18 protein-coding genes are annotated in these 19724 nt (G+C 72.8%); 11 read left to right on the top strand and 7 right to left on the bottom strand.

Annotated elements, in window-relative coordinates; translation table 11 throughout:
* The first annotated feature begins 32 nt into the window (after positions 1–32).
* The 8 genes from clpS (at position 33) to rdgB (ending at position 5187) form a co-directional block, all read left to right on the top strand.
* The gene (gene clpS, locus GA0070560_RS24140) at positions 33–323 is read left to right on the top strand and encodes an ATP-dependent Clp protease adapter ClpS (protein ID WP_088979582.1); all 291 of its coding nucleotides are present in this window, start codon (positions 33–35) and stop codon (positions 321–323) included.
* A 61-nt stretch (positions 324–384) separates the two neighbouring features.
* The gene (locus GA0070560_RS24135; protein ID WP_170839565.1) at positions 385–879 is read left to right on the top strand and encodes a DUF2017 domain-containing protein; all 495 of its coding nucleotides are present in this window, start codon (positions 385–387) and stop codon (positions 877–879) included.
* Between the two features lie 55 nt (positions 880–934).
* Complete coding sequence (locus GA0070560_RS24130; protein WP_091301772.1) at positions 935–1423, top strand: M67 family metallopeptidase; 489 nt, start codon at positions 935–937, stop codon at positions 1421–1423.
* 61 nt (positions 1424–1484) lie between these two features.
* Positions 1485–1820, top strand: coding sequence for a MoaD family protein (locus GA0070560_RS24125; RefSeq protein ID WP_091301770.1), 336 nt, complete (start codon positions 1485–1487; stop codon positions 1818–1820).
* Positions 1821–1831: 11 nt separating this feature from the next.
* Complete coding sequence (locus GA0070560_RS24120) at positions 1832–2797, top strand: PLP-dependent cysteine synthase family protein (RefSeq protein ID WP_091301768.1); 966 nt, start codon at positions 1832–1834, stop codon at positions 2795–2797.
* A gap of 190 nt (positions 2798–2987) precedes the next feature.
* Entirely contained in the window at positions 2988–3734 is a 747-nt protein-coding gene (locus tag GA0070560_RS24115) for an MBL fold metallo-hydrolase (protein WP_091301766.1), read from the top strand.
* 113 nt (positions 3735–3847) lie between these two features.
* The gene (gene rph, locus GA0070560_RS24110) at positions 3848–4576 is read left to right on the top strand and encodes a ribonuclease PH (protein WP_091301765.1); all 729 of its coding nucleotides are present in this window, start codon (positions 3848–3850) and stop codon (positions 4574–4576) included.
* The gene (rdgB, locus tag GA0070560_RS24105) at positions 4573–5187 is read left to right on the top strand and encodes an RdgB/HAM1 family non-canonical purine NTP pyrophosphatase (RefSeq protein WP_091301762.1); all 615 of its coding nucleotides are present in this window, start codon (positions 4573–4575) and stop codon (positions 5185–5187) included. Before rph ends, rdgB begins: the two co-directional genes overlap by 4 nt.
* A 380-nt stretch (positions 5188–5567) precedes the next feature.
* Here the strand turns inward: rdgB and hutH are convergent, their stop codons facing one another.
* The 7 genes from hutH to GA0070560_RS24070 all read right to left on the bottom strand — a co-directional run bounded on the left by hutH (position 5568) and on the right by GA0070560_RS24070 (position 14336).
* Complete coding sequence (hutH, locus tag GA0070560_RS24100; protein WP_091301760.1) at positions 5568–7106, bottom strand: histidine ammonia-lyase; 1539 nt, start codon at positions 7104–7106, stop codon at positions 5568–5570.
* Positions 7091–8302, bottom strand: coding sequence for an imidazolonepropionase (gene hutI / locus GA0070560_RS24095; protein WP_091301758.1), 1212 nt, complete (start codon positions 8300–8302; stop codon positions 7091–7093). Before hutI ends, hutH begins: the two co-directional genes overlap by 16 nt.
* Positions 8299–9651, bottom strand: a complete 1353-nt coding sequence (locus tag GA0070560_RS24090; RefSeq protein WP_091301756.1) for a formimidoylglutamate deiminase — start codon at positions 9649–9651, stop codon at positions 8299–8301. Before GA0070560_RS24090 ends, hutI begins: the two co-directional genes overlap by 4 nt.
* A complete protein-coding gene (locus GA0070560_RS24085; RefSeq protein ID WP_091301754.1) occupies positions 9642–10841 on the bottom strand; it encodes an allantoate amidohydrolase in 1200 nt (399 codons plus the stop codon). The genes GA0070560_RS24090 and GA0070560_RS24085 overlap by 10 nt, the downstream gene beginning before the upstream one ends.
* Before the next feature lie 55 nt (positions 10842–10896).
* Positions 10897–12552, bottom strand: a complete 1656-nt coding sequence (gene hutU / locus GA0070560_RS24080; protein ID WP_091301752.1) for a urocanate hydratase — start codon at positions 12550–12552, stop codon at positions 10897–10899.
* 12 nt (positions 12553–12564) lie between these two features.
* Positions 12565–13392 carry a MurR/RpiR family transcriptional regulator gene (locus GA0070560_RS24075; RefSeq protein ID WP_170839563.1) on the bottom strand — a complete coding sequence of 276 codons (828 nt, stop codon included), beginning with the start codon at positions 13390–13392 and terminating at the stop codon, positions 12565–12567.
* A gap of 122 nt (positions 13393–13514) precedes the next feature.
* On the bottom strand, positions 13515–14336 hold the full coding sequence (locus GA0070560_RS24070; protein ID WP_170839562.1) for a CE1 family esterase: 822 nt from the start codon (positions 14334–14336) through the stop codon (positions 13515–13517).
* 220 nt (positions 14337–14556) lie between these two features.
* On the opposite strand from GA0070560_RS24070, the gene GA0070560_RS24065 reads away from it, so the two are divergent.
* From GA0070560_RS24065 to GA0070560_RS24055, 3 genes are all read left to right on the top strand, one after another.
* Entirely contained in the window at positions 14557–15885 is a 1329-nt protein-coding gene (locus GA0070560_RS24065; RefSeq protein WP_091301746.1) for a hypothetical protein, read from the top strand.
* A gap of 139 nt (positions 15886–16024) precedes the next feature.
* Complete coding sequence (locus tag GA0070560_RS24060) at positions 16025–17020, top strand: glycosyltransferase family 2 protein (protein ID WP_342670436.1); 996 nt, start codon at positions 16025–16027, stop codon at positions 17018–17020.
* Positions 17021–17070: 50 nt separating this feature from the next.
* Positions 17071–19722, top strand: a complete 2652-nt coding sequence (locus GA0070560_RS24055) for an O-antigen ligase family protein (RefSeq protein WP_091301742.1) — start codon at positions 17071–17073, stop codon at positions 19720–19722.
* Positions 19723–19724 lie beyond the last annotated feature (2 nt).

The raw sequence follows: 19724 nt of genomic DNA, 5'->3' as shown, positions 1-19724 counted from the left end.
GGTTCACCGGATCCGGTGGCACGATGGGGGGCATGGCGGCTCCACAGGTTGCACCGGTCGAGACGCCGGACACCGACGAGGTGCCGGTGTCCGACCGGCCTTGGGTGACGATCGTCTGGGACGACCCGGTCAACCTCATGACGTACGTGACCTGGGTCTTTCAGAAACTCTTCGGGTACAGCCGGGAGAAGGCCGAGAAACTCATGCTGGACGTGCACCACAAGGGCAAGGCCGTGGTGTCCACCGGCGCCCGGGAGCGGATGGAGCACGACGCGTCGCAGCTGCACGCGTACGGGCTGTGGGCGACGGTGGAGCGCTCGTGAGCGCGAGGAGTGAGTCGGGGCGGCGAGCCTCGCAGTCGCGAACAGGACTGGCGCGGTGAGCATGTTCCGTCGCCAGGGCGACCGTTACGTCGCCACCTTCGCCGTCGACGAGGTGCGCGTGTTGCGCAAGGTCGCCTCCGAGGTGGTCGGCCTGCTCACCGACGGGTTCGACCACACCGACCCGGTGGTCGGGCGGCTCTTCCCCGACGCGTACCCGGAGGATCCGGCCGGGACCGCGGAGTTCCGTCGCTACACCGAGGGCGACCTCAAGACCGCCAAGATCGACCAGGCGGGGGCGATCCTGGCCGCGCTGCCCGACTCCGCCGGTGGCGAGGTGCGGCTGGACGCCGAGGCGGCCGAGGCGTGGCTGCGGGCGCTCAACGACGCCCGGCTGGCGATGGGCGTCCGGTTGGAGATCAAGGACGGCACCGACCTGGGCGAGGAGCTGGACGACGCGGTCGCTGAGGATCCCACCTCGTCCCGGGTGTTCCAACTGTCGGTATACGCCTATCTCGGATACCTGCAGGAATCCCTGCTCAACGCCTTGATCGACTGAAGTGTGACGGTCGCCGCCTCGCCGCACCCGCCAGGTGGGCGCTAGGCTGGGCGACGTGCTGAGCATCGACCGGTCGATCGTCGCGGCGATCGTCGCCCACGCGCGCCGGGACCACCCGGACGAGGCGTGCGGCGTGGTCGCCGGTCCCGCCGGCAGCGACACCCCCACCCGGCACATCCCGATGGACAACGCCGCACGCTCGATGACGTTCTACGAGTTCGACTCGATGGAGCAGTTGCGCGTGTGGCGGGAGATGGACGACCGCGACGAGGAGCCGGTCGTCATCTACCACTCGCACACCGCGACGGAGGCGTACCCGTCCCGCACGGACATCTCCTTCGCCGGTGAGCCCGGGGCCCACTACCTGCTGGTCTCCACGCGCGAGCCCGACACGGAGGAGATCCGCTCCTTCCGCATCGTCGACGGTGTGGTGACCGAGGAGCCGGTGCGGATCGTGGACGCCGCCGTTGACCCGCACGCGGTGCAGTCCTACATGTTCGGGCAGAGCCCGGCGACGGTCGACTACGAGTGTTCGGGCCGCTGACCCTTCAGCCCCGTTCCCTCTCTCCCGTCACCGAGCACACCCGATCAAGGAGCACGCCACCATGGCCATCGAGGTTCGCATCCCCACCATCCTGCGCAGCTACACCGGCGGCGCGAAGGTCGTCGAGGGCGCCGGGGAAACCCTGGGCGACCTGCTCACCGACCTGGACTCCCGGCACGCCGGCCTGAAGGCCCGGCTGGTCACCGACGCCGGCGCGCTGCACCGCTTCGTCAACGTCTACGTCAACGACGAGGACGTCCGCTTCCTGGGCGCGCTGGACGCCAAGCTCAACGACGGCGACAGCGTAACCATCCTGCCGGCCGTCGCCGGTGGCGCCTTCGGCTTCGCGGCCGCCGCCGCGCTGGCCGGTGGCCGCCGCGTCGCCGTCGCCCGCTGACGGCGGCCGTCATGGCGCGGTACGACAGCCTGCTCGACGCCTGTGGGGGCACCCCTCTGGTGGGGTTGCCCCGGCTCTCGCCGACGGTGCCCGAGGGGGCACCGCCGGTGCGGCTCTGGGCGAAGCTGGAGGACCGGAACCCGACCGGCAGCATCAAGGACCGCGCTGCCCTGTTCATGGTCCGCGCGGCCGAGGAGTCCGGTCGGCTCCGTCCGGGTGACACCATCCTGGAGCCGACCAGCGGCAACACCGGCATCTCGCTGGCGATGGTGGCCAAGCTACGCGGCTACCGGTTGGTCTGCGTGATGCCGGAGAACGTTTCCACCGAGCGGGTCCAGCTGCTCCGGATGTACGGCGCGGAGATCATCTTCTCGCCGGCCGCCGGCGGCTCGAACCAGGCCGTCGCCACCGCCAAGCAGATCTCGGCCGAGCACCCCGACTGGGTGATGCTCTACCAGTACGGCAACGACGCCAACGCCCGGGCGCACTACGAGACGACCGGGCCGGAGCTGCTGCACGACCTGCCCACGATCACCCACTTCGTGGCGGGTCTGGGCACCACCGGCACCCTGATGGGCACCGGGCGGTACCTGCGCGAGAAGGTCGACGGCATCCAGGTGGTGGCCGCCGAGCCACGCTACGGCGAGCTGGTCTACGGCCTGCGCAACATCGACGAGGGGTACGTCCCGGAGCTCTACGACGCCACCGTGCTCAACCGGCGGTTCTCCGTCGGCACCCGGGACGCCGTGCTGCGCACCCGGCAGCTCGTCGAGGTGGAGGGGATCTTCGCCGGCTTCTCCACCGGGGCGATCCTGCACGCCGCCCTGGCCGTGGCGCACGAGGCGGTTCGTGAGGGCCGCCGGGCCGACGTCGCCTTCGTGGTCTGTGACGGCGGCTGGAAGTACCTCTCCACCGGCGCGTACGGCGGCACCCTCGCCGACGCCGAGGACGCCCTCGAGGGACAGCTCTGGGCGTGACACCCAGGGGGCCGGGTGGCGACCGGCCGGCCGGCCCCTGGGTGTCACGTTGATGACAAGTTCCAGTAGATGATTCTTGACCCGCTGTCGCTGCGCGTAGGCTGCCCAGCGTGGCGTACGCGTCGGTAGAGATCATCTGCGGTGCCGACACCGGCGTGTCGACTACGATCGGTGACAGTGGGGCGACCGGATGAGACTGACGGTCCTCGGCTGCGCGGGCAGCTTCCCCGGCCCCGAATCGCCCTGCTCCGCCTACCTGGTGGAGGCGGGCGGGTTCCGCCTCCTGGTGGACTTCGGCTCCGGCGCGCTCTCCACCCTCCAGCGGTACGTGGGGCTGCACGCCCCCGACGCCATCCTCCTCACCCATCTGCACTGCGACCACATCCTCGACGCCGCCTCGTACGTGGTGGTCCGCCGGTACGCCCCGGACGGCCCGTACCCGCCGCTGCCGGTGTACGCCCCGTCCGGCGCCCCGGACCGGCTCGCCGCCGTGTACGGCCAGGAGGACAGCACGGTCGAGGACGTCTACCAGTTCTACGGCCTGCAGCCCGGCACCTTCCCGATCGGCCCGTTCACCGTCACCGTCGACCGGATGAACCACCCCGTCGAGACGTACGGGGTGCGGCTGGAGCACGGTGGCCGGGTGCTCTGCTACTCCTCGGACACCGCCCCGTGCGACGCCCTGCTGCGGCTGGCCCAGGACGCCGACGTCTTCCTCTGCGAGGCGAGCTACCTCGACGGCCTGGACAATCCGCCGGACCTGCACCTGACCGGCCGGGAGGCCGGCGAGGCGGCCACCAAGGCGGGGGTGGGCCGGCTCCTGCTCACCCACCTCGTGGTGGCCTGGGGCAGCGAGTCGCAGACCGTCGAGGCGGCGTCCGGGGCGTACACCGGGCCGTTGGAAGTGGTCCGCGCCGGCGCCACGTACGACGTGTGAGCGGGACTGTGCAGTCGGCCCCGGACCTGGTCCGGCGCGCCCTGTCGGCCGCCCCCCGCCGAGGGGTGGGCACCCCGGGACACCTCGATCACCCGACCGCATAAGGTGCAGGGATGGCGCGACCTGACGGGCGGCTGCCCGACCAACTCCGACCGGTCACCCTCACCCGCGGCTGGAGCACCCACCCGGAGGGCTCGGTGCTCGTCGAGTTCGGCGGCACCCGGGTGCTCTGCACGGCCAGCGTCACCGAGGGGGTGCCCCGCTGGCGCAAGGGATCCGGGCTCGGTTGGGTGACCGCCGAGTACGCGATGCTGCCCCGGGCGACCAACACCCGCTCCGACCGGGAGAGCGTGCGGGGCAAGGTCGGCGGGCGTACCCACGAGATCTCCCGGTTGATCGGGCGCAGCCTGCGGGCCAGCATCGACCTGAGGGCGCTCGGCGAGAACTCGATCGTGCTCGACTGCGACGTGCTCCAGGCCGACGGCGGCACCCGTACGGCGGCGATCACCGGCGCGTACGTCGCCCTGCACGACGCGGTGACCTGGCTGGCCGCCCGCAAGGCGCTCGCCGGTAAGCCGGAGAAGGTCATGCACCGGTCGGTGGCCGCGGTCAGCGTCGGCGTCATCGCCGGCGAGGCGCGACTGGACCTGAACTACGAGGAGGACGTCGCCGCCGAGGTGGACATGAACGTGGTCTGCACCGGTGCCGGCGAGTTCGTCGAGGTGCAGGGGACGGGGGAGGACGGCGTCTTCTCCCGCGGGCAGCTGGACGCGCTGCTCGACCTGGGCCTGGCGGGCTGTGTGGAACTGGCCGAGGCACAGCGGAAGGCACTGGCATCATGAACAAGGTCCTGCTCGCGACCCGTAACGGCAAGAAGCTGATCGAGTTGCAGCGGATCCTCGACGGCGCGCTCGGCGCACACCGGATCGCCCTGGTCGGGCTGGACGACGTCGAGGAGTACCCGGAGCTGCCGGAGACCGGCCTGACCTTCGGTGAGAACGCGTTGATCAAGGCGCGGGAGGGCTGCCGCCGCACCGGCCTGCCGACCATCGCCGACGACTCCGGCATCGCCGTCGACGCCCTGAACGGCATGCCGGGCGTGTTCAGCGCCCGCTGGGCCGGTGGTCACGGCGACGACAAGGCCAACCTCCAGCTCGTCCTGGACCAGATCGCCGACCTGCCCGACGAGCACCGCAGGGCGTCCTTCGTCTGCACCGTCGCGCTGGTGCTGCCCGGTGGCAAGGAGCACCTGGTGGACGGCCGGCAGAGCGGCCGGCTGCTGCGCGCGCCGCGCGGCGAGGGCGGCTTCGGCTACGATCCGATCTTCCTCGGCGACGGCCAGGACCGGACCAACGCGGAGCTGACGCCGGAGGAGAAGGACGCGATCAGCCATCGCGGCAAGGCGCTGCGCGAGCTGGCGAAGCTGGTCGCCAAGGTGCTCCCGCCGGCCTGAGCCGCGCTGCTCCCCGATCCACCGGCTGCTTCCGCCCTCAGCGGCACCGGCGTCCGATCGGTGTCGCTCTGGCCGTCGATGTTGCCCGTCCCGTCCGCGCGCCGGTCACCTTGGGTGACCGGCGCGTTGGTGTCGGGGCCTGTCGATGCTGCCTTTGCTCTGCACCCACCAACGCGCCAGATGCGGAACGTAACCGGTCGGGCCGCTGGGGCGTCAGGTCGGAGCCGAAGAAAGTCCTGTACAAGGCGGTGGTGCGTCCATGGCTGCAGAGCAAAGCGTCAGCCAGGGCGATGCCGGCTCTCCGCTTGCCGTCACGATAAGTGACCTTAGGTGGCAGTGGCTCTACGTGACGGCCAGGTGCGGGCGGTCCCACCTCCCGCTCACGCCAGCGGTCCCACCTCCCGCTCGATCGCGGCCCGCAGCTCCGGACCGGCCAGCACCGTCCGGGCGGCCTCCATCACCGGGGCGAGGAAGACGTCCGGCCCGGGCTCCCCGGCGATGGCGCCCAGCGCCTCGACGGCGGCCCGCCCGGCCGGCGACGGGACCAGCGGCGCGCGCAGCTGCAACCCGCGTACGGCGGCCAGCAGCTCCACCGCGAGCACGCTGGTCAGGTTGTCCAGCACGGCGCGCAGCTTCTTGGTCGCCGCCCAGCCCATCGAGACGTGGTCCTCCTGCATGCCGCTGGTGGGCAGCGAGTCGACCGAGGCGGGCGCGGCGAGCCGACGGTTCTCCGCGACGATCCCGGCGGCCGTGTACTGGGCGATCATCAGGCCGGAGTTGACCCCGGCGTCAGGGGAGAGGAACGCCGGCAGGTCCCGGTTACGGGCGACGTCGAGCAGCCGGTCGACCCTACGCTCGGCGATCGCACCCACCTCGGCGGCGGCGATGGCCAGGTAGTCGGCGGCGAAGCCGAGCGGCGCGCCGTGGAAGTTGCCGGTCGACTCGACCCGCCCGTCCGGCAGCACCACCGGGTTGTCGACCACCGACAGCAGTTCCCGCCCGGCGACGGTCTCCGCGAAGTCGAGGGTGTCCCGGGCCGCGCCGGCCACCTGCGGCGCGCAGCGCATCGAGTACGCGTCCTGCACGGCGTGGGCCAGGTCGTCGCGGTGCGAGTCCATCACCCGGGAGTCCTGCAACAGCCGGTGGATGTTCGCCGCCGAGGCGGCCTGACCGGGGTGCGGCCGGATGGCGTGCAGCTCCGGCAGGAACGGCCGTTCCGAGCCGAGCATCGCCTCGATCGCGAGGGCGGCGGTCACGTCGGCCATGGTGAACAGGTGCCGGGCGTCGTGGATCGCCAGCAGCAGCATGCCGAGCATGCCGTCGGTGCCGTTGATCAGCGCCAGCCCTTCCTTCGCGGCCAGCCCGACCGGGGTGAGCCCGACCCGGCGCAGAGCCTCGGCGGCGGGGATGCGCTCACCGGCCGGGCCGAGCACCCAGCCCTCGCCGAGCAGGACCAGGGCACAGTGCGCCAGCGGCGCCAGGTCGCCGGAGGCGCCGAGCGAACCGTGCTCCGGCACCCACGGGGTGACCTGGTGGTTGAGCAGGTCGACGAGGGCCTCGGCGACCAGCGGGCGGACCCCGGAGCGGCCGAGGGCCAGCGAGCGTACCCGCAGCAGCATCATCGCCCGGACCACCTCACGGGGCATCGGCGTGCCCACCCCGGCGGCGTGCGAACGGATCAGCGCGTGCTGGAGCTCGGCCCGGCGCTCGGGCGCGACGAACGTGTTGGCCAGCGCCCCGAAGCCGGTGGAGACGCCGTACACGGGCCGGCCGGCGGCCTCGATGCCATCCACGATGGACCTGCTGGCCACCATGGTCTCGACGGCCGCCGGGTCGAGGACGACCTTGGCGGTGCCGCGGGCCACGGCGAGTACGTCGGCGGGGGAGATCCCGGTGGGCTGGATCATGACGGTCGACATTGCGGCACTCCGTTGTGCAGAACCTGGCGGATCAGTGGGACACCCGGCCGGTAGGCCAGGTGCAGGTGGGACGGCGCGTCGAGGATCATCAGGTCGGCCCGGGCGCCGGGCTCCAGCCGGCCGACGTCGCGGCGGCGCAGCGCCGCCGCCCCGCCGGCGGTGGCGGCCCAGACCGCCTCCGCCGGGGTCATCCGCATCTCGCGTACGGCGAGCGCGACGCAGAACGGCATCGACGAGGTGTACGACGACCCGGGGTTGCAGTCCGTGGCCAGTGCGACGGTCACCCCGGCGTCGAGCAGCCGACGCGCGTCCGGGTACGGCGACCGGGTGGAGAACTCCGCCCCGGGCAGCAGTGTGGCGACGGTCGTCGTCCCCGAACCGGAGGTGCGGTCCACCGTGGTCGACGCGAGGGCGTCGATGTCGGCGTCGCTCAGGTGGGTGCAGTGGTCGACGCTGGCCGCGCCCAGCTCCACCCCGAGCTGCACGCCCGGGCCCGGGCCGAGCTGATTGGCGTGCACCCGCACGCCCAGCCCGACGGCCTGCCCGCAGGCCAGGATCGCCCGGGCGTGGTCGGCGTCGAACGCGCCCCGCTCGCAGAACACGTCGATCCAGCGGGCGTACGGGGCGGCGGCGGCCAGCATCGGCCCGCACACCACGCCCACGTAGTCGTCGGGGCGGTCGGCGTACTCGGCGGGCACGACGTGCGCGCCGAGGAAGGTGGTGTCCCCGCTGAACTCGGCGGCGATCCGCAACGAGCGGGCCTCGTCGGCGACGGTGAGACCGTACCCGCTCTTGATCTCGATGGTGGTGGTGCCCTGCCGCATCGCCTCGCCGCGCAGCCGGCGCACGGTGGCCCGCAGTTCGTCGTCGGAGGCCGCGCGGGTGGCGCCGACCGTGGTGCGGATCCCGCCCCCGGTGTACGGCTCCCCCGCCATCCGGGCGGCGAACTCGGCGGCCCGGTCCCCGGCGAAGACCAGGTGGGCGTGGCTGTCCACGAAGCCGGGCAGCACCGCCGCGCCCTCGGCGTCGACGCGCCGGTCCGCGGCCGGGGCGTCGCGGGCCGGCCCGATCCAGGCCACCCGACCGTCCTCCACCAGCAGCGCGGCGTCCCGGCGCAGGCCCAGCAGACCGGCCCCACCGGTGGAGTTGGTGACCAGCTCCCCGATGTTGTCCACCAGCAGGCTGCCCGGGCTCACGAGGTCACCGCCTCGATCGCGTCGCGCAACTCGACCGGGACGTCCACGGTCAGGTGCCGGCCGTCGCGCACCACCACCCGGCCGTCCACCACGACCTGGTCGACGTCGGCGGCGCCGGCCGCGAAGAACACCCCGGCCGGCGGCACCCCGGCGGTACGGGCGGTGTCGAGCCGGACGGTGACCAGGTCGGCGCGCATCCCCACCGCGAGTTCACCGGCGTCACCCCAGCCCAGCGCGGCGTGCCCGGTGCGGGTCGCCGCTGTGAGCAGCTCGTCGGCGCGGAAGTGCCCGCGCCGACGGGTCCGCAGCCGCTCGTCCAGTTCCACCGCGCGCGCCTCCTCGAAGAGGTCCACCACGGCGTGGCTGTCGCTGCCCAGGCTGAGCGGGCTGCCCGCCTCGGCCATCCGCCGGGCCGGCCCGATCCCGTCGGCCAGGTCCCGTTCCGTGGTGGGACAGAGGCAGACCCCGGTCCGGCTCTCCCCGAGCAGCGCCACGTCCACGCCGGTCGGGTGGGTGGCGTGCACGGCGGTGGTGTGCCGGCCGAGCACCCCCCGGTCGGCCAGCAGCCGGGTGGGGGTGACCCCGTGCACCGCCCGACAGGCGTCGTTCTCGGCGGGCTGCTCAGACAGGTGCACGTGCAGCGGCGCGCCTCGCCGGTGCGCCCAGCCGGCCACGGTGGCGAGCTGCTCGGCCGGCACCGCGCGGACGGAGTGGATCGCCGCGCCGACCCGGGCGTGGTCGTTGTCCGGCGTGAACCCGCCCACCCGGTCGGCCCAGCGCAGCGCGTCCCCGTCGCCGAAACGCCGCTGCGGTCCGGCCAGCGGGTCACCGGCCACGGTGGCGGTCAGGTAGCAGGTGTCGAGCAGGGTGAGCCGGATGCCGGCGTGCGCGGCGGCCTCCACCAGTGCGGCCGACATCGCATTCGGGTCGTCGTACCGGGTGCCGTCCGGGCCGTGGTGCAGGTAGTGGAACTCGCCCACGCAGGTCACCCCGGCCAGGGCCATCTCCGCGTACGCGGCTCGGGCCAGGGCCAGGTAGGAGTCCGGGTCGAGCCGCTGCGCCACGTCGTACATGACGTCCCGCCACGTCCAGAAGTCACCCCGACGGCCCTGGGTACGCCCGCGCAGCGCCCGGTGGAAGGCGTGCGAGTGGGCGTTGGCCAGCCCGGGCAGGGTGAGCCCGGGCAGTCGTACCGCGTCGCCCAGCACCTCCACCCCGGCGGTGGGCCGGCCGGCGGTCAGCGGGGTGACGGCGGTGATCCGCCCGCCGTCGGTCTCGATCAGCACGTCGGGCGTCGGCGCGGCGTGCTCGGGCAGCCAGGCGTACTCGGCCAGCCAGCTCATCGGCATGCCAACTCCTCCAGCACCCGGGCCAGGGCGCTCACCCCGGCGGCGCAGTCGGCGTCGGTGGCGGACTCGGCGGGCGAGTGGGACACCCCGGTGGGGTTGCGGACGAAGAGCATCGCGGTGGGCAGGTGGGCGGCGAGCACCCCCGCGTCGTGCCCCGCCCCGGTGGGCAGCACCGGGGCGTCGAGCAGCGCGGCCAGCCGGCCACCGAGCCCACCGTCGAACGCCACCAGCGGGGTCGCCGACTCCTCGGTCAGGGTCAGCCCGGTGCCGTCGCGCCGCGCCCGCTCGGCGGCCTTGGCGTGCACCGCCTCGACCAGGCCGCGCAGCGTGTCCGGCTCCGCCGCCCGGGCGTCGAGCCAGCCGGTGACCTTCGACGGAATCGCGTTGGTGGCGTTCGGCTCGACGGCGACCCGGCCGACCGTGGCGTGCGCGCCGCGCAACCGGGCCTCCTTGTTCGCCGCCAGCACCGTGAAGGCGTACGTCAGCATCGGATCGCGGCGGTCGGCCATCCGGGTCGTACCCGCGTGGTTGCCCTCGCCGTGGAAGTCGAACCGCCAGCGGCCGTGCGGCCAGATCGCGCTCGCCACCGCGACCGGCGCGTCCGTCTCGACCAGCGCCCGGCCCTGCTCGACGTGCAGCTCCACGAAGGCCGTGAAGCGGCCGGTCAGGCCCGGGTCGGCGCCCGCCGGCCGGTCGCCCAGCGCATCGGCGAAGCTCACCCCGGCCGCGTCGCGCAGCCCGGCCGCGCGGTCGACCGCGATCTCGCCGGTGAGCAGCCGCGACCCCAGGCAGGGTACGCCGAAGCGGGCCCCCTCCTCCTCCACGAACGCGGCCACCGCCACCGACCGGACCGGGGCGACCCCGGCCGCCCGCAGTTCGTCCACCGCGAGGAACGCGCTGACGATGCCGAGCGGCCCGTCGTACGCCCCGCCGTGCGGCACCGAGTCGAAGTGGCTGCCGGTGAGCACCGCGTCCCCGGCCCCCGGGTCGCCCCACCAGGCGAAGAGGTTGCCGTTGCCGTCGGCGGTCACCGGCATGCCGCGCCGGTCGGCCTGCTCCCGGAACCACTGCCGCAGCCGCAGCTCCGCGTCGGTGAGGGCGTAGCGCAGGTAGCCGCCGCTGCCGGCGTCCCGCCCCACCGGGGCGATCTTGTCCCAGAGCTGCCGGAACCGGGCGGCCAGGTCGGTCATGCGGTGCTCCTTGTGTTCGCGGCTGCGGGGCTCCGCCGCGCTGCACTCCTCGCGCTCACGCCGTCCCCTCCGCCATGGGCACCCGCACGCCGGTGCGGTCGGCGACCTCGCGGGCGGCGTCGTAGCCGGCGTCGACGTGCCGGATCACGCCCATCGCCGGGTCGTTGGTGAGCACCCGCTCGATCTTCTGCCCGGCCAGGGCGGTGCCGTCGGCGACACAGACCTGCCCGGCGTGCAGGGAACGGCCGATGCCGACGCCGCCACCGTGGTGGATGGAGACCCAGGACGCGCCGCTGGCCGTGTTGACCAGCGCGTTGAGCAGCGGCCAGTCGGCGATCGCGTCGGAGCCGTCGGCCATCGCCTCGGTCTCCCGGTACGGGCTCGCCACGCTGCCGCAGTCCAGGTGGTCCCGGCCGATCACCACCGGCGCGGACAGCTCACCGGAGGCGACCATCTCGTTGAACCGCACCCCGGCGGAGTCCCGCTCGCCGTAGCCGAGCCAGCAGATCCGCGCCGGCAGGCCCTGGAAGGCGACCCGCTCGCCGGCCATCCGGATCCACCGCGCGAGGGACTCGTTCTCCGGGAACAGGTCGAGGATCGCCCGGTCGGTGGCGGCGATGTCGGCCGGGTCGCCGGAGAGCGCCGCCCACCGGAACGGGCCCTTGCCCTCGCAGAACAGCGGCCGGATGTACGCCGGCACGAAGCCGGGGAAGTCGAAGGCGCGCTCGTACCCGCCGAGCTTCGCCTCGCCCCGGATCGAGTTGCCGTAGTCGAAGACCTCCGCGCCCGCGTCGAGGAAGCCGACCATCGCCTCGACGTGCTTCGCCATCGACGCCCGGGCCCGGTCGGTGAACTCGGCCGGCTTCGCCGCCGCGTACTCCCGTGCGTCGTCGACCTCCACCCCCTCCGGCAGGTACGACAGCGGGTCGTGCGCGCTGGTCTGGTCGGTCACCACGTCGATGGCGACACCCCGGCGCAGCAGCTCCGGGAAGACCGTGGCGGCGTTGCCGACGACGCCGACGCTCAGCGCCCGCCGGTCCCGCTTCGCCGCGAGGGCCCGGTCGACGGCGTCGTCCAGCGAGTCGGCCACCTCGTCCAGGTAGCGGTCGTGCACCCGGCGGTCCAGTCGGGTCCGGTCCACGTCCACGATCAGGCAGACGCCGCCGTTCATGGTGACCGCCAGGGGCTGGGCCCCGCCCATCCCGCCGCAGCCGGCGGTCAAGGTCAGCGTCCCGGCCAGGCTGCCGCCGAACCTCTTCGCGGCGACGGCGGCGAACGTCTCGTAGGTGCCCTGGAGAATGCCCTGGGTGCCGATGTAGATCCACGAGCCGGCGGTCATCTGCCCGTACATGGTCAGACCGAGCTGCTCCAGGCGGCGGAACTCCGGCCAGGTGGCCCAGTCGCCGACCAGGTTCGAGTTGGCCAGCAGCACCCGGGGCGCCCACTCGTGGGTCCGGACCACCCCGACCGGGCGGCCGGACTGCACCAGCATCGTCTCGTCGTCACGCAGTCCGGTCAGCGTCCGCACCAGCGCGTGGTACGACGGCCAGTCCCGCGCGGCCCGGCCGGTGCCGCCGTAGACGACCAGGTCGTCCGGGCGCTCGGCCACCTCCGGGTCGAGGTTGTTCATCAACATGCGCAGGGCGGCCTCCTGCGGCCACCCCTGGGCGGTGCGTGCGGTGCCGCGGGCGGCGCGGACGGGCTGGTGCATCTCGTACTCCTCTCAGCCGAGGAACAACTGGCGACGGGCGGCGGACGACTCGAACGCCTCCAGGCGGGCCTGCGTGTCGGCCGGTGAGGCGTCGCAGATCGCCTGGAGGACCACCATGGCCAGGGCCATCGGGGCGGTGTGCAGGTCGAAGACGAGACCGGTGCCGACGGCGGCGGGCAGCACCAGCTCGGCGTACTCGGTGGCGGGGCTGACCGGGGAGTCGGTGATGGCGACGACGGTGAGGCCGGCGTCGCGGGCCTCCCGCAGCGCCTCGAAGGTCTCTCGCGGGTAGCGGGGCAGCACGAAGGCGAGCAGGGCGCTCGCCCCGGCGGCGGCCGCCTGCTCCAGCCGGTCGGTGAGCAGGCTGCCGCCGTCGTCGAGCACCCGGACGTCCGGGTGCACCTTGGCGGCGAAGTAGGCGAAGTAGGAGGCCAGGGGTGCGGCGGCGCGCAGCCCGAGCACCGGCAGCGGCCGGCTCGCCGCCAGCAGCCGCCCGGCGGCGGCGATCCGCTCCCGGTCGGCCAGCTCCCCGGCCAGCCGGTCGAGGTTGGCCATCTCGGCCCGGACCGCCCGCTGCAGCTCGTTGCCGTCGTCGGCGCTTTCGGCGCCGGCGGTGGCGGTCAGCTCGCGCAGCCGGCGGCGCAGCGCGGGGTAGCCGTCGTGGCCGAGCGCCATGGCGAACCGGGTCACCGAGGGTTGGCTCACCCCGGCCAGTTCGGCGACCTCGGCGGCCGACAGGTACGACGCGGCGGCGGCGTGCTGCACCAGGCAGTGCGCGATGCGCCGCTGGGTGGGGGTGAGCCGGGCCCCCTGGACCAGGTTGAGCACCGCTTCATTCACCAGGCGAGCCTATGCATGAAACCATTCAGGGCGCAAGGTGGTCGTCCGTCGCGCGCTCGGCGCGAGAGGTACCGCGGGCAGGCCGCCCAGCGCGCCACCCGTGAGAGCCGCCCCGGCCAGGGTCAGGATCGGGGCGTGCTGGCGTAGAGGAAGTCGGTGACGGCCGGGGCGAAGACCGCGTTGAGCCTCGGTATGTGGCCGCCGCCTCTGATGTCCCACAGCTCGACCCGGGTGGCGTCGTCGCAGCCGACGGAGTAGGTCGTCACCCCCGTCTCCGCGCCGGGCAGCCGGGGTTCGAGGTCCAGTCGCGGAGCTGAGGTGTCGGCCTCAGCCGAGCAGCTGTTGATCCGCCGCCAGGTGGCGAGCGTGGTGTCGACCGACGGGTACCGGTGGCCGTCTCTCGTGCCGCCGCCGAACTTGATGGTTGTGTCGGCGGTGCCGTGGATCTGCAGCACGCTGACCGGGCGCTGGGGCGTGCACAGTGACCGGGCGTCGCCGACGGCACCCGCGAGTGAGACGATCGCGGTGATCCGCATCGAACGTTCGCAGGCCATCCGGTAGGCCATGAAACCGCCGTTGGAGTGGCCGACCAGATAGACCCGTGCGGTGTCGACCGAGTACGCCGCTACCACGGCGTCGAGGAGCCGTTCGAGGTACGTCACGTCGTCCACCCCGCTGCGGTAGGCGTCGCAGCAGGCTTCGGTCGCGTTCCAGAACCTCATGCCGTCCCGGTCGGTGGTGCCGTTCGGCGTGGCGTAGAGAAACCCACGGCGGTCGGACTCGGGGGTGAGGTTGAAGTACCGCTCCTGCTGGACGCCGCTGGACCCGTAGCCGTGCAGCAGCACGACGAGGGGGGCCTTCCTGGCCGGGTCGTAACCGACCGGCACATGAAGCTGGAAGGGCCGGCCGTCCAGGTCGACGGCTCCGGTGGTGCCCGGTGCCACCGGGGGATGCCACGCGGCTGCCGGGTCCAGTGAGCCACCGCCGCCGGACGACACGCAACCGGCCAGGACCGGAAGCATGATTGCCGCAGCCAGCCAGCGCCTCATCCTCACATGAGCAATCTTGACATTCCGAGATCGGCCGAGCGGGCAGCCTCGGTCCGCCTCCGGTCGACGGGTGCCCGCTCGCTACTATCCACACCGTCGCTCCGGGGAGGGTGGAATGCAGCCAGGCAGTCCGTTCCAGTTGCTCGAGACCCTGGGGTCGTGCCAGGTGGGCAAGGTGTGGTCAGCCGTCGATGCCCAGGGCCGAGCGCTGACCGTTGCCATCCTCGACGAAGCCGTCGCCACCGACCAGCAGTGGAGGCAGTCCTTCGCCTCCATCGCGACCGCCCTGAGGGACCACGACGGCAGACCGAGCTACCTCCACGCCGACTTCACCGCCCCGGCACCCTGGGTCGCCTACGCGGCCGGCGGCGGAGCCGAGGCCGAGCAGGTCTTCGTCGTCCTCGGCCTGGACTACCGTCCGACCTCGACACCGGCGCAGGCGCAACCGACCGATCCGGGCACGACCGAGCCACCCTGGGCGCAGCTGGCCTTCACCGAACCCACCCAGGCCATGCCGATCGCCACCAGTGCAACGTCCCCCGACGCGGGGCAGTACCCGGCCGAAGTCGTCCAGGGGGGGCCTGCGCAGGACCGGCCCACCTCCGGCCCCGGGGTGCCGGTGTCGACGCCGCCTTCTCCCACGTCGGTGCCGCCGGCCTCCCCCGTGTCAGTACCACCGTCCGCCCCGGACGGGTCGTCTCCGTGGGTAGAGCCGCACCCGACCAGCTATCCGGCACTGAGGTCGACCGTGCGGGAGCGGCCGCGACGCACCGGCCTCTGGGTCGGCATCGCGATCGCGGTCGTCGTGGCGCTCGGCGCGGGTGCCGGCATCTTCGTCTGGCGGTCCGCCGGTGACGCACCGGGCTCTGCCGGACCGGAATCGTCCGCGGCCGCGTCCAGCAGTCCCGAGCCGGTCGCCTTTCCCACCGGCGCACCACGCAGCCCGGGCGTCGAGCCGCCCAAGCCCGGATCCTGGCCCACCGAGCCGCAGTTCGGCGACGCCGACGGGGTCAAGGACGAGAGCCCCGCCGGCCTCGGATTCACCTTCAAGGTGCCCGATTCCTGGGCCTGTGACGCGCGGCAGCGCGGTCCCGGCTTCGCCAGGTATCTCTGCGGCATCTCACGTCCCGGGGTCCCCGAGGTGGGCGGCGAGATCATCGTCCGGAACTGCCCGAAGCCCTGCGGCGAGGAGGTGCAGGCCGCGTACCGGCGGGCCGAGGAGGCGTGGGGCCTGCAATGGGTCCAGGCCGGGAACACGACCTTCGCCGAATCCCCCGACATCGACGGGAAGGACCGGTACGGACTGGTCGTGATCGGGTGGTGGCGGAGCAGCCCCGACGGCGTGGTCGACCGTCAGGTCGTCATCAGGATGACCGCGCCGGCGGCGCAGGTCGGTGAGGTGCGCAAGGTGGCCAACGGCATCCGGACGACGTTGTCCCTGTGATGCGCGCCGGCGGAGGTGGCGCGGCCGGAGGGGCATCGCCCGAGGCCAGCGCTCTGTAACATGTGGTGCCCGCGTACGGTCAGCAGCGTGCTGAGCGCGTTGCGGTTCCGTTGTCGCGAAACTGGTTTGGAAGGGTCGGGTGGATCCCACAGTGCCGACGCGATCCGCGACGTGGCGTCCCACAGTCAGCGTCGTCATCCCTTCGGTCGGCAAGTCGGGACTTCGCCGGGCCGTCGAATCCGTGCTCGGGCAGACGCATCCGGTCACCGAGGTCCACGTGGTGCTCAACTCCGAGACCGATGTGGACCTTCCGAGCGACCCGCGGGTCCGGTTGCTGCGCTACCTCGAGCGCCGAAACGGGAATGCCGCCCGGATGGCCGGTGTCCGGAGGTGCACCGGAGACCTGGTCGCATTCCTGGACGACGACGACCTCTGGCATCCGACGAAGATCGAGCGCCAGGTGCGCGACGTCGCCGAGGCCGGCCTCGCCGGGTCGTCGACCTGGATCTCGTCCACCAAGGTGGTGGTGGACTTCGCACACGGCTCCGAGACCTGGCCCCGTGCGGCCTACGACCCCAGCCGCAGCCTGGAGAACAACCTGCTGCGCCGGCACCGGGTGCAGCGCGGGCAAGCGTTCCTCCCGTCCTCCACCCTGCTCTTCCCGCGGTCGCTTCCGGCGACCGTGCCACTGGACGAGGGGCTCAGTCTGCACCAGGACCTGAGCTGGCTCCTTCAACTTTCCCGAAACGTCCCGGGGCTGGTGGTCCGGCAGTTGGACGATGCCCTGACGCGGTACGACGCGATCGGTGACGGCGTGTCACGCTCGATCTCGCTGGCCCGCGAGCTCGACTGGGCCCGCGAGTACCTCAGCTCGTCGACCCCCAGGGACCGCGGTGACTACTACCTGGGATCGGTCATGACGTACGCCCGGCGCCAGGGCACGATGAGCGGGATGCTGGGGGTCTTCTCGGAAGGCCTGCGGGTCGGGCGACCGGGCGCAGCCGCCGTGGGCTACGCCTGCGGGGCCGTGGCCGCGGGAGTCGTGAAGGCCGTGGCGGCCGGCGTGCGGCAGCCGCGGCGAGGCCGCACGGAGCCCGACGAGGGCGCGGAAGTACGCCAGTGGGCCCGACGGTAACGGTAGGGACCGGTTCGTCGGCCGTAGCCATCGCTCGTACCGAATGGCCGGTGGCCCTGAGCGCGGCAGTCACGCTGACCTGCCTCGCGCTGCTGCCCAAGACGTTCGGTCAGGGCGACGTGCCGTGGCACGTCGGCATCGCCATTCCGGTCTTCGCGCCGTCGACCTGGATGATCGCACTCGTCGTGGCCTCCGTGGTGCTGTTGGCGACGACCCGGGGTCGGCTGCGATGGATGCCGGTCGTGGTGTCGGGGATCGTTGCTCTGGCGCTGTGCATCGGCATCGGCATCGTGATTCGCGGTGGCGCCTCCACCCGGGAGTGGGTCGGAGCGGTGCAGTATCTGTCCGCACCGGTCGCCTATGCCGTGGGATCTCTGCTCGCCAAGCACAGGTCCGCCGCCCCCGTACTCAGACTGACCTCCGCCGGAGTCATCGCCGCCCAGTTCGGCTGCGCGGCCCTGCAATGGCTCGGTGTGCCGCTCAACCCCATGGGGACCGCAGAAGCCGCCCTCTTCCTCGGTGACCGGACCAACGGAACGCTCAACCATCCGGTCAACCTCGCGAAGGCGATCGTGCTGGTCCTCGCCCTCTACTACCTCAGCACAGGACCGGACAGCCGCCTCGGCCTCGGCCGAATTCAGCTTCCCGCGATCGTCGGGCGATACGGGATTCCCGCCGCCGCGCTCGCGACGACCGCCCTGACCGGCAGCCGGACCGGGCTGCTGGCGGTCCTGATGCTGATCGTGACGGGTGAGTTGATGCTGCGCAGGCGGGTCGCGGCAGGAGTCCCTACCGGCGGCGGAGGCCGGCAGACCGTCCTCGGGTTCGTACTGCTCGGCATCGGCGTGGTCGCGGCGGTCCCCGTGTTCATCCTTCGGATGATCGCCGACCCGGCCGGCGGCGCCAGGGCGCAGATCGTGTCCAGCGCACTGGAGTTCCTGGTCAGCAGACCGTGGTGGGGCATCGGCCCCAACAACTACGTGGAAGTCGTCGGTCGGATGGATCCGATCGTGGCGAACGGCGTGCCGGTGCACAACGGTGTGCTGCTCGCCGCCGTTGAACTGGGCATACCGGGCGCGGTCATCCTCCTCACGCCGGCTTCGGCGTTGGCCGTGCTGTGCGTGTGGAAGGGCGTCTTCCGGCCGACCCTCGTCCCGGCGTTCTGCCTCACCTTCACGGTGGCCTACTTCGGGATCGTGGCCACCACGTACGGCGTCATGGCCGAGTCGATGCTGCCACTGTGGTTCCTCGTCCTGGGAGTGGCGACCGTGTGGCTGGTGGAAGACCAGCAGCACCAGGACCAACGACGCGGAGACCGGGGGGGCGATGCCCCGACGCGCGAAGGCCACGGGAGCGCGGGTCAGGAAGACGGGGCGCTCGAGGGTGGGCGGGAGAGTCGACCCGGACCGGCCGACCCGGGCAACCCGGTCCGGGCGCGTTCGTCCCGGCGGCCGAACGTGCGCGGGGTGGTGGGCGGAGCCTCGGCGCTGGCCGCCTCCCGCATCGCCGGCAGCGGGCTGCAGGCCGTCGCGATGGTTCTGCTGGCACGGTATGTGGACCCGGAAGGCTTCGGGGCCTTCGGCGGGTACTTCGGCGCGGTGGCCTTCCTGGCCGTGGTGGCGGACGCGGGCGTCTCGACCGCCCTCCTGCGGTGGCGGGCACTCGGGCACGACACCGCCGTCAGCGCGGGCCTGCGCCTGAACGTCCTCACCACGATCGGTGGCCTGGTCGTCGCGGCGGCGATCGGCCTGGGCCTCACCGCCGACACCATGGCACCGTGGATCGCCGTGCTCCTCGCGGCCGGCTGGATGGTGGACAAGAACGTCGAGACGATGTTGTCGCTCGCGATCGCCGACGGTCGGATGGGGCACGCGGTCGTGTCGATCCTGGGCCGGAAGGCCGTGCAGGTCGCGATCTTCGTGACCGCCGTCGCACTTGGCGGCGAACCCTTCGCCTCGCTCGCGTACGGCTTGGTGGTCGCCTCCGTGCTGGGGCAGGTCCACGTGCGTCTCGCGGTCCGGATCTCCGGCGTGGCCGCCGCCGCTGACGTGTGGCGAGCGGTGCTGGAGTCGCGGGCATACCTGGTCAGCAACGTTTCGGCACAGGCACGGGTCCTGGACGCGACGGTCGTCTCCCTCGTCGCTCCGGGCGCCGGCGCGGGACTGTACGCCGCCGCTTCTCGCATCTTCTCACCGTTCGTGTCGATCCCGTCCGCACTCAGCACCGTACTGGTGCCGCATACGGCGACCGCGCGGGCCGGTGAGGCACGGCGGCTCTTCTGGCGGATGAACCTCGCCGTGGCACTCGTGGTCGGTGCGATCAGCGCCGCCGGGATGGCCGCCGCGCCGTGGGTGGCGGAGCTGTTGTTCGGCGAGATCTATTCGAAGGCCGGCGCCGTCATCGCCGTCATGCTCGCAGGCGTGCCCTCGTTCTGTGCGAGTTCGCCCTGCGGCGCCGTGCTGCAGGGCGTGGGCCGGGGAGCACTCGTGGCGAAGATCGGCGTGGTGAGCGCCGCCGCGCTGCTCGTCACGGTGGCCGGCGGCGCGGCGCTGTTCGGTGCGGTCGGCGCAGCCGCGGCGGTCTCCCTGACGTATCTCCTCAAGCACGCGTCGCTGCTCGTCGTCGGTGATGCCGTGCTGCGGAGCGACCAGGCGATGCCGGTCGTGCCGCACACGGCCGAGCACTCGACGTCGGCGGCGTGACC

The organism is Micromonospora halophytica, assembly GCF_900090245.1.
Taxonomy (GTDB): domain Bacteria; phylum Actinomycetota; class Actinomycetes; order Mycobacteriales; family Micromonosporaceae; genus Micromonospora; species Micromonospora halophytica.
The sequence above is the reverse complement of the archived record's forward strand: the minus strand, read 5'-3'. Positions and strand labels throughout refer to the sequence as shown.